The sequence below is a fragment of the Terribacillus sp. 7520-G genome, assembly GCF_002271665.1.
Taxonomy (GTDB): Bacteria; Bacillota; Bacilli; order Bacillales; family Amphibacillaceae; genus Terribacillus.
The window spans coordinates 61,758-75,344 of sequence record NZ_NQFP01000034.1; the positions used below are offsets into that span (position 1 = coordinate 61,758).

Annotated in this window: 9 protein-coding genes; 2 read left to right on the top strand and 7 right to left on the bottom strand. The window is 49.4% G+C overall.

Going from position 1 to position 13,587, the window contains the following annotated elements:
• Positions 1 to 28: 28 nt before the first annotated feature.
• The 4 genes from addA to CHH53_RS12330 form a co-directional block, all read right to left on the bottom strand.
• Positions 29 to 3,754, bottom strand: a complete 3,726-nt coding sequence (addA, locus tag CHH53_RS12315) for a helicase-exonuclease AddAB subunit AddA (protein WP_095216432.1) — start codon at positions 3,752 to 3,754, stop codon at positions 29 to 31.
• Positions 3,738 to 7,241, bottom strand: coding sequence for a helicase-exonuclease AddAB subunit AddB (gene addB, locus CHH53_RS12320; protein WP_095216433.1), 3,504 nt, complete (start codon positions 7,239 to 7,241; stop codon positions 3,738 to 3,740). Before addB ends, addA begins: the two co-directional genes overlap by 17 nt.
• Before the next feature lie 128 nt (positions 7,242 to 7,369).
• Positions 7,370 to 7,912 carry a signal peptidase I gene (gene lepB / locus CHH53_RS12325; RefSeq protein WP_095216434.1) on the bottom strand — a complete coding sequence of 181 codons (543 nt, stop codon included), beginning with the start codon at positions 7,910 to 7,912 and terminating at the stop codon, positions 7,370 to 7,372.
• 54 nt (positions 7,913 to 7,966) lie between these two features.
• Complete coding sequence (locus tag CHH53_RS12330) at positions 7,967 to 8,611, bottom strand: TVP38/TMEM64 family protein (RefSeq protein WP_095216435.1); 645 nt, start codon at positions 8,609 to 8,611, stop codon at positions 7,967 to 7,969.
• A 200-nt stretch (positions 8,612 to 8,811) separates the two neighbouring features.
• On the opposite strand from CHH53_RS12330, the gene CHH53_RS12335 reads away from it, so the two are divergent.
• Positions 8,812 to 9,201 (top strand): YhjD family protein, encoded by a 390-nt coding sequence (locus CHH53_RS12335; RefSeq protein ID WP_095216436.1) that lies wholly within the window; start codon positions 8,812 to 8,814, stop codon positions 9,199 to 9,201.
• Here the strand turns inward: CHH53_RS12335 and CHH53_RS12340 are convergent.
• The 3 genes from CHH53_RS12340 to CHH53_RS12350 all read right to left on the bottom strand — a co-directional run bounded on the left by CHH53_RS12340 (position 9,149) and on the right by CHH53_RS12350 (position 12,840).
• Positions 9,149 to 10,969, bottom strand: a complete 1,821-nt coding sequence (locus tag CHH53_RS12340; RefSeq protein ID WP_095216437.1) for a competence protein ComK — start codon at positions 10,967 to 10,969, stop codon at positions 9,149 to 9,151. The genes CHH53_RS12335 and CHH53_RS12340 overlap by 53 nt on opposite strands.
• Positions 10,970 to 11,021: 52 nt before the next feature.
• Positions 11,022 to 12,017, bottom strand: coding sequence for a lipoate--protein ligase (gene lplA / locus CHH53_RS12345; RefSeq protein ID WP_095216438.1), 996 nt, complete (start codon positions 12,015 to 12,017; stop codon positions 11,022 to 11,024).
• Between the two features lie 91 nt (positions 12,018 to 12,108).
• Complete coding sequence (locus CHH53_RS12350) at positions 12,109 to 12,840, bottom strand: MBL fold metallo-hydrolase (protein WP_095216445.1); 732 nt, start codon at positions 12,838 to 12,840, stop codon at positions 12,109 to 12,111.
• Between the two features lie 157 nt (positions 12,841 to 12,997).
• Here CHH53_RS12350 and CHH53_RS12355 point away from each other — a divergent pair, with 157 nt between their 5' ends.
• A complete protein-coding gene (locus tag CHH53_RS12355; RefSeq protein WP_095216439.1) occupies positions 12,998 to 13,555 on the top strand; it encodes a DUF6434 domain-containing protein in 558 nt (185 codons plus the stop codon).
• Positions 13,556 to 13,587 lie beyond the last annotated feature (32 nt).

The window sequence follows — 13,587 nt, forward strand, 5'->3', positions numbered from 1 at the left end:
GGAGACAGCACGCTCGCTGTCTCCTTTCTTATACTTGCCGCAAAAAACCTTTGTCAAAGAAATAAAGATACTTCTCCTTGACTGGTTTCTTCCAGATACGTTCGATTGCAAGAGCATACAATTCAATCTGCACCCGATATTTCTCCGTCAAGGTCTCAGCTCTTCTGGCCGGATCTTCTCCATAGAGTGTATCCGTCTTGTAATCCAGCAGCACAAGTCCATCGTCCTCCACAATGATTTGATCGACTACCCCCTGGACAACAACCTTATCGGAAGCTGCTCCTGTCCAGTCGCTGTACAGTTCATTAGCGGGCAGCGCCAGTGTGAAAGGTGTTTCCCGATAGAAGTGCTCAGCCCGGCGCAGACGATTTGCTATTGGTGAATCAAGGAAATCAAGGATCCTCTCCACATCGATCGACGCAGCAGCCTCTTGCTGCAAGAATTCCTTCTCCACTAATTCTTGCAGGTACTCCTCGAGCTGCTTCTTATCCCATTCCTTCCGGATATCAAGCTGCTGCATGACAGTATGGACCGCACTGCCCCGTTCAGCCGGCGTGAGTTCCTTCGATTCCTGCAGGAAACGCGGCCTGCTGGCAATCGGAGCTCTTTGCTGGATCCGGTTCACTACGCGGATATCGCTGTAGCTGTCCCGTATTTCCCGCTGCCGCTTGATTTCCGTCACAGTCTGTTTTGCCCGGAATCTTGTTGCCTCTGAATGCGGATATTGATAAGTCAGGCGGTTCTCGACTTCGGCTTTCCAATCAGCATCCTCTTCACCAGGCTTCCACTCCGTGATGCGCTGAAGCAGCTCTTGATTGGCTTCTTCCTCTTGCTCTTCCGATGTAAGGTAATCTTTGCTTTCTTGGAGGCGTATCCTCCATTCCGAGCGATCAGCAGTAATTTCTGCCGGCAGCTGCATGGACAGCTCCCCTTCCCGGAGCTCCATCGCTTGCTCATGCCGCAGCAGGGCCGGCGCAACCCAATCCAAATAGGAGGTCGCTTCCAATCGAAAATGCGAAGGTAATACCCAATCTGGATGATCGGCAACCCGCCGCCATTTCTGAAGCTTCTTCTCCAAAGATGCAACATTCCCGACCATGACCAGCTTTTCCTTTGCACGCGTCAACGCAACGTACAGCACCCGCATTTCTTCGGCCAGGGATTCCCGCTGCTTCTCCGCTTTTAATGCATGATAGATCAAAGTAGGATACATGAGCCGCTTCACCGGATCGATGTATTTGCTGCCAAAGCCCAGATCTTTATGCAATAAATAACGTTCCCTGAGATCCTGCTGATTGAATGTTTTATCCATCGCACCTGTGATGACAACAGGAAACTCAAGTCCTTTGCTTTTATGGATGGTCATGATCCGGACAACATCTTCCTGTTCCCCCAAAGCCTTCGCAGCTCCGAGGTCATCCCCTCGTTCTTCCATACGTTCTATGAATTTCACAAACCGGAACAGACCGCGGAATGATGTATTCTCATAATTTCTCGCCCGATCATACAGGGCACGAAGATTTGCCTGTCGCTGCCTTCCTCCCGGTATGCCGCCTACGAAATCATAATATCCCGTCTGCCGCATGATGGACCAAATCAGGGTCGATAATGCCCCCTGCCTTGCTTCCATCCGCCAAGAACGAAGCCACTCGAGCAGCCGCTCGATTTTGATCGAGATGGCATCATCCGTTGTCCGTGCATACGATCTGGCTGCATCATAATAGCTGCTCCGCTGATCCGCCAATCGGATTTTAGCTAAGTCATCCTCTTTCAGACCGATGATGGGGGAGCGTAAAACAGCAGCGAACGGTATATCCTGCAGCGGATTATCGATGATCTTCAGCACACTCATCATCACTTTGATCTCGATAGCGTCAAGATAACCTGTCGTCAGCTCGGCATATACCGGGATACCCTGCTGCTTCAGTTCTTCCATGATGCTTGGTGCCCAGGTCATGGATCGGAGGAGTATGACGATATCCCGATATTGGATATCACGCTGCTGCTGCGTGGATTTATCGACAACTTGCATCGCAGCATGCCCTTCATGACCGATCCATTGCTGAATCATCCTCGCGTAAGCACGCCCTTCCAGCTGGGCTTTTTCCAAGTCCTCCACCGTTTCCGTGTCGGTGTCGGCTTCTTCCATTTCTTCCGTACCATCCCGATTGATGATGACCAGCTCCACATCGGCATCATCATGCTTCAGCTCATCATACATTTTATTTGCGTAGATAAGCTCTGCTTCCTTTTCATACTGCATTTCCCCGACATCCTCGGAGAACAGCTGGCGGAAGATATAATTCGCGCCATCCAGCACCTGCTTCCGGCTGCGGAAGTTGCTGGCCAAATCGATGCGCATGCCTGGATTATCCGGTTCGGAAAATGCCTTGTACTTATTCAGGAACAAAGTCGGTTCCGCGTGCCGGAATCGATAGATGCTTTGTTTGACATCCCCGACCATGAACATATTCCCGCTGCCTTTACGATCGGATAGCAGCGTGATCAGCGTTTCCTGTACAAGGTTCGTATCCTGGTATTCATCCACCAGCAATTCCTTGAACCGGCTTTGATAGGTTTCGGCAATGCTTGACGGAATGATTTGATCTGGCGTGCTGTCATCATCGATCAGCACCTCCAGACAAAAGTGCTCCAAATCAGAGAAATCCACCAATGCCCGTTCCCGTTTCTCCATTTGATAGCGGCTGCGGAATTGCTTGACGAGCAAAGCAAGCTGCTTGATCGACGGATAAAGCTCGAGCATATCTGCCAGATAGACTTCCAGCTTCCGTGAAAACCAGTCCCCGGCAAGCTTCCCCCATCTCTTTTTATAGGAATCACGCAATGCTTTTGCCTGGGCTTTCTTTGTATCATCACAATCGACTTTTTTACCGGAAAGCCTGCCGAAGGACTGCTCCTTGATGAAATCCACCGCGTCATCCCAGCTGCCTCCTACAAGACTCTTGGCTTCAGCAATGAAATTCCTTTCCGCTTTGAAAGTGTCTGCGTAATGATATGGTCCATCCGGCTCGCGTGTCAGTGCGAGTGCCTGATCGGCCTCCTGCAGCATGGCCTGCAGCTGATCGTTTGCTTCCCGCTTCAACACTTGCAGCCAAGGAAGATCACCCTCATCCTTCACATCCGAAACATTATACAGCTCCGCCATTCCATCCAGCCACGCATCCGGATACGGATTCTGGGTAGCAAAATCATATAATTTCAGAATCAAATCTTCTACTTCCAAGTCATTGCGGTCATTGCTGAAGCGATCGACGACACCGAAGAAGGCCGCTTGCTCATCGCCTTCCTTACCGTACCATTCCTCCAGCAGCTCACCCATGACCTCCTGACGGATCAAATCTGCTTCCAAATCATCCGCGATTCGAAAACCTGGATCCAAATCCAGCAAATACGCATATTTGCGCACGACATCCAGGCAGAATGAGTGAAGCGTGGAAATGGACGCATGCTGCAGTAATGATAGCTGCTTGCGAAGATGCTGGGATGATGGATTCGCCTCCAACGCCTTTTCGAGAGCCGATCCGATCCGGCTGCGCATTTCTTGCGCTGCTGCATTCGTAAAGGTCACGACAAGCAGCTGATCAATGTCCACCGGATCCTCTTGATTCACAAGCTTCTGGATGATCCGTTCGACAAGGACAGCCGTCTTCCCCGATCCCGCTGCTGCCGCCACCAATATATCATGTCCTTTGGCATCGATTGCCAACTGCTGTTCCTCAGTCCACTTCACCATGTCGCTCCACCTCCTTCTTGATGCTGTTCAGCACTTCGTCATCCTTCATATCCTTGATGGCACGATATTTATTACCGGCAAGCGATGCATCGAACTGGCAAACCGCCTTGAATTCACAGAATGTACAAGCACTTTGATCATGGTGCCGATATGGATTCAAATGCACGCCGCCATTGGTGATATCCAATCCCGCTTGCTCCATCAAAAATCTGGTATGCTGCTGCAGGGCGCGGAACGTGTCTTCATCCGCCGTCTGGGATCCTGCCCTGAACCCGCCATCCTTCTTCAGGCCAGCCGGGATGATTTTACTCATACCCGATTCGAGTGATGTATCCATCATCCGGGCAACCGATTCCTGCTCAAGAAGCATGCCTTGCATTTTGAATTTCTTGAAAATCTCTTCTTCGATATCAACCTGCGACCTGCTTGATTGAGATATTAGCGGGTTGTGCACATGGAAATACAGCACCCCCGCAGGAGTCGCCTTGAGACCTAGCCATTCCTCTGAATGTGATAGGACAACATCCAGATAGGCGAGCATCTGCAGAGCCAGACCATAGTACACCTCGGTCAGATTCAGCGCCTTGCTGCTGGATTTATAATCGATTATGCGAAGGAACAGTTCTTCCTGTTCGATCGCCTTGTCAACCCTGTCGATCCGTCCCCTCAGCTGCACATCATAGCCGTTTGGCAGTGCGATCTCAATCGGAGGCAGTGTCTTGTCCTCGCCGAAATCAAGCTCAAGCCCGACAGGGGAGAACTTGCTTTGCCTTGCCTGCTCACTCAGTGTATAGGCAGCCCGTGCAATGATTTCCTGCAGCTTCTGCTGGATGTACTTGAAGCGGTTGGAGCTATGGAGTATCTGGTTCTGCAGCACAGGCGCGAGATTCCCCATCGCCCGCTTCGCGTAACCAGCGGCATCGTTTCGATTAAGCTGCGCATAATCCCTGCCCTCCAGCTGCACCCAATCGGTGATTTGCTTCAATGCCTCATGGAAAAGCTGACCGATATCCGGGGCGTCCAATTTGTACGTCCGTCTGTTTTCCAAACCGAGACTGTACTTGGCGAAATGCTGATAGGAACATCGATAGTAAGTTTCCAGGCGGGATACACTTGCTTTCACCTTTTTCGGGAAAAGCCGCTCCTTTGTCTCTTCCTTCAAATCTTCTGCCTCATTTCGGTAAAAGAGGCTTTGAAGGATCCTTCCCGTCAATTCACCTGCGCTTTCCTGGCGAATGAACCAGTTGAGCACGCTATCCCAGATCGGATGGATCGGATAGCTGCGCAATTTACGGGCAAGCTGCGTCGTAAGCGCAGACCGGGTCTGATCGATGGTTGCAACAAAGCGGGCCGTATCCAGGCTGTCCTCCGGATCCTGGAGCATACGCTCATCGCAGCACCAATCGAATAAATCCTTCATGCGCTGTACGAGCGAAGACGCCATTTTCGCCTTTCCTTCCTGATCACTGATCGGATAGCTTACCCAAAGCCGTTCACTTGCTGCCGTAAAAGCGAGATACATATAAAAGCTTTCATCCAGGAGCTGGCGCTTGCTCCCTGCTGCAAGCTGCAAACCGTATACCGCCAGTACTTCCCGATCCTCTTCACTGATGAGTCCGTCATTCCTGGGCTTCATCGGCCACACACCCTCGTTGACCCCAAGCAGGAACGCACATTTCAATCCGCTCACCTTGCTATGATCGATTGTCCCGACGATCACCTGATCCAGACTGGGCGGGATATGGGCGAATTCCAGCGATTCGAAGCCGGTTTCCATCGTATGACGGAATACTTGCAGGGAAACGCGCTCTTCGCCGACTATCTCCACGGCTTCATCCAGCAGCTGGAGCACGGCATCCCAGACCTGGTCTTGTTCCCTTGCCCTTTCCAATTCACCACGCTCATCGAAAGTGACTTGCATTTCTTCCAGGCGCTGCGGCACTTTCAGCTGTTCCAGCCAATCGTAAACCGCAATCGAGCGTTCACGGAATGTCTTGCCCTCCCGCAGCTTCCGATCGAATTTCTTCATCGCTTCAGCTACCTGCCGGCGATAATGATTGATCCGTTTCTGCGTTTCCAATTCCTTATCCGTCTGCCGGGTCGATTCAAAGCCGCGGAACCGCTGGAAGATCCAATCTTCTTTTTGCAGCCAGCGATCCCTGGAGCGGATGCCATATTCCAGACAGTAATTCTCCAATTCATCTATCGCTTCTTCCGTCAGCGGATAGACTTCATCGCTTGATGGGATGAAGCCGGTCTTCAAGACGCGGAACACGGCCTCATAACGCCAATTCCCATCGACCACTTCCATTCCGGAACGGATCAATTCCAGCAGCGGATGGTGGATCATCGGCTTTTTCTGATCGATGAATACTGGAATATGATAATCTTTGAACACCGTTTCAATCAGCTCGTGGTACACATCCGCCTGTCTCAAAAGCAATGCTATGTCCTGATAACGATAGCCCTTCTCCCGTACAAGTGTGATGATTTCCTGCGCCACCCCTTCGACCTCCGCCCTCGGATGGACTGCCTGCGCCAGCGTGACCGGTACTTCCCCTTTCAGTGATGGTGCGGGGCGAGTTTCAAAATGCTTCTCCAAATGCAGGAAGGCAGGGTTATGGCCAAAACGTCCCTCCTCCGGGCTCAGCTGCTCGATGGAGGTGATCGGAACATTCCGCTCCTGTGCCGTCTGTTTGATTTGAAGAAATGTATCGTGTGTGCGGGCGAACAAATCAAGCTCATCTACATCCTGACGGTTCGCTGCGTCCAATGTAAGTGTCACGGTGACTTGCTCGGCTTCCGTCATCAGGGCACCGATTACCTCCAGCTCCTGCGGCGTGAATTGATGGAAACCATCCAGATAGATTTCCGCCCCTTTCACAGACCGCGACAGCGGGATTTTGGAAGCCAATACTTGCAGCTGATCCTCGCTGTCAATATATTTATCGCGCAATAGCGCGGTCAGACGATCGTATATATAACTGATATCCTCCAGCTTATCCCGAAGCGTGCGTTCCGGGGAGTGCGGCAGCTGAAACTGCTCCATTTCCTGTATTTGGGCATGAAGAAGCTCCGGCGTAACCCGATATCGCTTCAGCTCTGTGATCATGCTTTCCAGCTGCCCCATGAAACCATTCTTCTCGATCGCTTTTTGGAAGACATTCCAGTCGGATTTCCGTTCCTCGGTGATTTTCCGGAGCATCATCTGGATACCGGTCGAGCTGATGAACTGCTTGGTCGCACCGCCTGTCTCCTGCAGAATATACCAAGCCAACCGCGACAAGCTGTACACTTGTGCGCGGATGCTGCCCTCTACGCCGGTTTGTCTGATCAGCGCCTGCTCCTGCTGAAAAGTCATCTGATCCGGAACGAGATAAAATATATTCGGCCCCATCGGATCTTCGTTCAATTTGGCTGCTATCTCATCCAGACAAGCCCGGCTTTTCCCTGCCCCAGACCGGCCGACGATAAAACGTACACCCATGCTACACTTCACTCCTGTCTCCCAAACTAGTAATCTTATTTTATCATGTTCCGTCGCTGAAAGGAAAACAAACGCGTACATTTGTTCGATTGCATATATTGGAAAAGCTCCTTATCCAAGATAAGGAGCTAAGCACCAAGGCCCGTTGCAGACATTGGCCAGAATTGGGCATCCACCTTCCCGACAACCTGTTCAATCGGAATGAAACCAAATGCACGGCTGTCCAGGCTGTCGCGGCGATTATCCCCCATGACGAACAGCATTCCATCCGGTACAGTCGTTTGCCCGGTCACATCCTCCAATGTAAAATCATACGTCAATCGACCATCGATATCATCCTTATAGGCTTCCAGATAATGCTCCGGGCGGTATTCCCCATTCACGAACAGCCTGTCATTCCTCACTTCCAGTGTATCACCAGGCATTCCAATCACTCGTTTGACATAATCCTCATCTTCGGTTGCATGAAAGACGATGACATCAAAACGCCGAATACTATCTGCATCGTTCCTGAATTTGTTCACCATCAGGAAGTTGCCATCCTGCAAGGTAGGCTCCATCGACTCCCCTTCCACCCGATAATCCGCAAAGACCCATTCCCTGAAACAGACGAGCAAAAGCACGATGCCGGCAAACAGGAAGAAAAACCTCCAACGTTTTTTCTTTTTCATGTACTTTCCTCCGGTGTGAGTGTTTTGGAACACTTTACCCCGGCAGGTACAGCTTCAATCCTTATCGGACTGCTCCTGCTTGCCGTTCTTCTTCAATCTTCCTTCCACGTACTTGCCGATCATCCAAAACAGGATGATGGCAACGGCGACAACGACAGTCTTGATCGGATTTTCCGCAAAAGATGTCAGACTGTCCCCGATATAAGCAATCGAGAAGATCATCAGTGCCTTACCGAGAAATACTGCCAGCGCGAATTGCTGCAAGCTGATTCTCGATAACCCGGCAACGACATTGATGATAGCCGACGGGGAAAATGGGAAGCATAATAAAATGAATAGCGGACCGAAACCATGACGATCCAGCCATTCCGTTATTCTCTTAACTTGTTTATTATGACGCAGCCAATTGATCACCCGTGTATGGCGGTAGCGCCGTATCAGCCAAAAGACCGTGATCGCACCAAGTGACGTGCCAATCCATGAATACAGGAAGCCCCATAGCAGGCCGTACGCCACCGTATTCGTAAGCACGAATACAACAAGCGGCAAAAACGGCAGGAAAGCTTCAAAATAAGGAAGCAATATGCCGGGTATAGGACCCAGATTCTCATATCGATCCAGCAGGGATTTTACATAGTCGTCCCATGTTCCATTGCGGAACATTTCCATCAAATCGTTCCATCCAAAACCTAAGACCATCTAACCATTCTCCTATTCCCAGCTAAAAACATCTTTTTACCATTTTAAACGAAAAGCCCGAGCCTGCAAAGTCTGACAGGATAACCCCTTCTTTTCCTGCATTTGGTTGGTGATTAAATAATTACCTGTGCTATCCTGTTTCCGCTTCGCATAGCAATAGGATATAATGGAACATATGTTCGCGATAGGAGGAAAGGCATATGCGCTGTCTTAGTGAGTCGGAATATAAGCTGGGATCCCGCTTCCTGTTTCTGTCCATGGCCATTGTTGTCCTGCAGCAGGATATCCGGATCGTGGAAGAAGGAAAACACAAGATAAAAACATATCTTTTGCATAACTTACAAGCAATGGAGAAAGCTGCGCTGGAGGAGCGCCGAAAGCTGCGCATCCAGCTCCGCCAGCGCAATATGCAGATTGTGACCGCAGAGAAGAATGACGCATTCACTACGTTTTTATTCATCACGAAGGAATGCGAGGAAAAGCGGAATTATTTCAATCCGGCAATACGGAAGAAAGTCGAAGCCATCCTGATGGAGCTCACACAAAAGGCTCTGCTATCTGATCCCCGCTGTACTTCCACAAATGCCTGATCCGCTTATCCAGCAGGAAACGGTATTGCGCAGTACGCTGGACCTGATTCATCATCGATCCATACGACACATCCAGGATAAGTGTGTGACCATTCTTGAAAGTAAGGCTTGTACGCTGATGGGCTGCGGCTTCAATCCGCTTGATATGGGAATGTGAAATCCAGGAGCATGTGTGGGCAAGAGGAGAAGAAGTGGGAAAGAAGTACATACCGCTGACGGGGTCAACGGATATCGGGGCTTTATGCGTTATTCCGCAAATTTCCTTCACCCCAGCTTGTCTGCCCTTCAAGCTGCTTCCATAGAACTTGCAGGCCACATCGATGAATTTGCTGGGAGAGGCACGAAAAGTGAAACTGTTCTCTGTCTCGAGCACCTCACAGCCAGGCTGTCCGTTTTCAAGAACCTTCGGAAGCACTGCCATTGTAAGAGGAGTAAGTTCAGCCACAGCCGGGCTCTGTTCAATCTGCTGCATCTTAAACATTCCTTTCTGATGCAGGAAAAGAAGGTTGTCTCTACAATAGCAAAATCGGGACAGAAAAACAGGGGAATCAGATTTTCTTAATGGAATCCTTACAAAAACAGGCAGAGATATAAAAACTCTACCTGTTTTTTCATATTCCGTTATTTTTTCAATACGATCTCGATTGGAAGGATGAGTGGAACGCAGCCATTCAAAAACCGGCCAAGGATCTGGATCGCCTTTGGAGACCTCCTGCATCTTTTCGAACATGCGGATGCCTGCTGCTGTATCAGGTGCATGCTCAAGTGCATAATCATCGGCCTGACGCTCCATCTCACGTGATACATAAAGGGATACAGGGGTACTTGCAAACTGCAGCAAGCCCAAGATCAAGAGAAAGAGCGGCACAGCCTGCAGCTGATGCGCAGTGATTTGCTTCTTAGCCAATATCTTGTCTGAGACCCTTTTGGTCACCCAGAGGAGAAGAAAGCCAAGAACCAGAAAACCGGCTGTTCCCCAATACACATGATGCAGTACGTAATGGCCGATTTCATGGGTGACAATGAACAGCACCTCATCTTCTGCCAATCCATCTATGGTTGTATCATACAATACGACACGGGCACTGCCGAACAAACCAGTTACATACGCATTATATGTCACCGTCTTTGCACTCTTATCGACCTCCAGGAGTGTCGCATCCGGGATACCCGCGGCATCGGTCAGCTGCTCGATATCCGTTCGCAATTCCCCATCAGGAAGGGGATGGAAGTCTTCATAGAGAGGATCGATCCACATCGGCTGGATGTACACGACGAAAATAGCGCCAGGGACGAGCAGAAGCCACAGCACGATCCACCAGCTTTTACGGAATCGTTTCATCAGGAGCTGCGATAGGAATACCACTGCCGTGACTGCCAGATAAAAGAGAAGTAAGCTCAGCAAGTATTCCCCTGCCCAATCCCCAAATGGCTGGACACTGATCTGCGCTTGGCGCGCATTCCAAAATCCCGCCAAACGGAATGGCAGCTGCACAATACCATACAAACCGGTCAAAAGGAGCAAGAAAACCGCTAATGCGAATAGCTTGGGAAGCCGCTGTTCCAACGAGGCTGCGAATTCCTGCAGCTTACTGTCCTTCCAGACTGCAAAAAGGAAAATGGGCAATAGCGGCAGCCGTGAAAAATAAACTGCATGCCCAATGCTGGCATATGCGCTGACATCCCGATTCAAATCGGGATAGGCCAGCAAAAAGAAACTCCAGATTGCCAAGAGATAGACGGCATAAGCAAACAGTACTTTTTTCATCCGATTCCTCCTGTAAAAAAAGAGACGGCCTTAAGGCTCGTCTCTTGCATGATCAATACATAAGATCGATGAAATCGTCTTTTTCGATCTTACCGAGGTAATGGCTCACATTCACATCCGCCAGCGCTTGCTGGATCGACTCACGCTCATAACGGACACCTCTTAGCTTTTCTTCCAGTTCACCGACTTCCCCGACACCGAAATAATCGCCGAATATACGGATCTGTTCAATGATGCCGTTTTTCACATCCAAGCGGATATCTACATTGCCTGAAGGGAATTTATGGGTCTGCTGAATATTGAAGCTCGGTGATTTGCCATAATTCCATTCCCATTTTTGATAACGTTCTTCGCTGATTTTGTGAATTGCTTTCCAATCGTCTTCTGTCAGCTTGTAACGCGGAACATCCTTCGTATCCTCGACATCGAAAATATAACGAAGCAGGATTTCCTTGAATTCGTGCATAGGGATTTTTTCATCCATGAATTCAGAGATATTCGCCACCCGGCTGCGGATGGATTTGATCCCTTTGGATTCGATTTTCTCTTTCTTCACCCTCAAGGCAGAGACAACATGCTCAATTTCAGAATCGTACATCAGTGTACCATGGCTGAACATCAGCCCGCGCGTGGAGAATTGCGCATTCCCGGAGATTTTACGTTCGCCGACAAGCAAATCATTGCGTCCTTTCAATTCAGCGGGGACGCCGAGCTTATTCAATGCATCCGTCACAGGTTTTGTGAATTTTGCGAAATCCTGGAAGCTATTGCCGTCATCTTGGGTGATGAAGCTGAAATTCAAGTTCCCCAAATCATGATATACAGCTCCTCCGCCAGAAAGACGGCGCACGACCTTGATGCCGTTATCATCCACATACTTCGTATTGATTTCTTCGATTGTGTTCTGGTTCCGGCCGATGATGATGGACGGTTCATTGATATAGAAAAGCAGGTATGTATCGTCCTTGCCGAAATTTTTCAGCACATATTCCTCAATCGCAAGGTTGATCCTTGGATCTGTGATTCCTTCATTATCGATAAAACGCAAAATAAAGACCCCCAGTGTCAGAAAATGTTTATCCTAGTAATATTCTACCGAATCATAAGCCCTTTATCAATCCAGACAAAATGGGAAGGTCTCACCCTTCCCATTCCAATCCTTCATATGCCAGCTTCACTTCACCGCTGAACACACTGCTTGCTTCCTCCAGAAGCTGCCGATGTTCGCCGAAATGCGGCAGATGACTCAGGAAGAGCGTCTTCACGCCCGCTTGCTCCGCAATACCGCCAACCTGCAGGCTGTTCATATGACCTGCCGCTTCCCCGTCCTGATGCTGATAAAAATTACAATCGGTGATGAGCAGGTCTGCACCTTTGCTGAACTCCGCCCATTCCTCCAAATAACTGGAGTCGGCTGTATAGACGATATCCGATACACCATCGGAAATCCGCATGCCATAGCAAGGTACGGGATGCTTCGTTTTCATGAAAGTAATCGCGAAGGGACCAATGCTCAAAATTTCATCCGGCTGATAGGCTATCCCTTCCGTGAATTTATGGCTCAAGCTCTTGAAGCCTGCCTCGTCCTCTTCATGGCCATATATCGGCAGCACATCCTCTGTTCCTCTCAAACTGTTCTGCACCTGCCAAACGTGCTGCAATGCACCAATGTCCGCTACATGATCCGGATGATAATGACTTACAACAACTGCATTCAAGTCCTTCGGATCGACAAAAGCAGGCATTCTGGATAGTGCACCGCTTCCACAATCCAGCAGCAGGGAATATCCATCCTTCTCCACTACATAACAGGAGCTGGCACTCTCCCTGCCAGGATATGCTCCCCAAAATCCTATTACTGTCAATTTCATATCAATCTGCACCTCTCCTTCTACTGATACCATTACCGATTTCCCTTGCCATTAATCCCTTGCTTCCATAGGTCCTCCCTTTAGGGGGCTGGTCTACTTCATGCTTATATGACATAATATAACAAAAACAGAAAAAACGCATATGGGGGGATATCCATTGAGACCGGAATTGACACGAATGACAAAAGCAGATGATTTCTTGGATTATTATTGGCTGAAAGAAGAACTCGTCCAATTCTGCCGTGAAAACGGACTTCCTGCATCAGGTTCCAAAATGGAAATCACCGCGCGGATCGAAAGTTTCCTCCGGGATGGCAGCATGGAGAAACCGACCCAAAAACAATCCCGCAAAAGGAAGAAAACCGCTGAACCGCTCAGCCGCTCCACCATCATTACAGAAGATCATCGCTGCAGTCAGGATGTGCGTGCATTTTTCAAAAAAGAAATCGGCGAGCACTTTCATTTTTCCACTTACATACAAAGCTATTTCCGGGATAATGTCGGGAAGACATATGAAGATGCCATCCGCGCATGGCATGAAGAAGAAATCCGCAAGCAGGGTCCTGCATATAAAAAGGACATTGCTCCTCCATTCGAGTATAATCGCTTCATTCGTAAATTCTTTTCCGATCCCGCCAATAAAGACAAATCATGCGCCCAAGCTGTCAAGGCTTGGAACAAGAAAAAAAGCAGGCCTTATTCCCATAGTTCCTGACCATTGAAAAAAGCTTCTCCCTCAGGAGAAGC

Bases quoted from the DNA above. Each gene is read 5' to 3' on its own strand.
- addA (WP_095216432.1), bottom strand. From the start codon at position 3,754: ATGGTGAAGTGGACTGAGGAACAGCAGTTGGCAATCGATGCCAAAGGA.
- addB (WP_095216433.1), bottom strand. From the start codon at position 7,241: ATGGGTGTACGTTTTATCGTCGGCCGGTCTGGGGCAGGGAAAAGCCGG.
- lepB (WP_095216434.1), bottom strand. From the start codon at position 7,912: ATGAAAAAGAAAAAACGTTGGAGGTTTTTCTTCCTGTTTGCCGGCATC.
- CHH53_RS12330 (WP_095216435.1), bottom strand. From the start codon at position 8,611: ATGGTCTTAGGTTTTGGATGGAACGATTTGATGGAAATGTTCCGCAAT.
- CHH53_RS12335 (WP_095216436.1), top strand. From the start codon at position 8,812: ATGCGCTGTCTTAGTGAGTCGGAATATAAGCTGGGATCCCGCTTCCTG.
- CHH53_RS12340 (WP_095216437.1), bottom strand. From the start codon at position 10,969: ATGAAAAAAGTACTGTTTGCTTATGCCGTCTATCTCTTGGCAATCTGG.
- CHH53_RS12350 (WP_095216445.1), bottom strand. From the start codon at position 12,840: ATGAAATTGACAGTAATAGGATTTTGGGGAGCATATCCTGGCAGGGAG.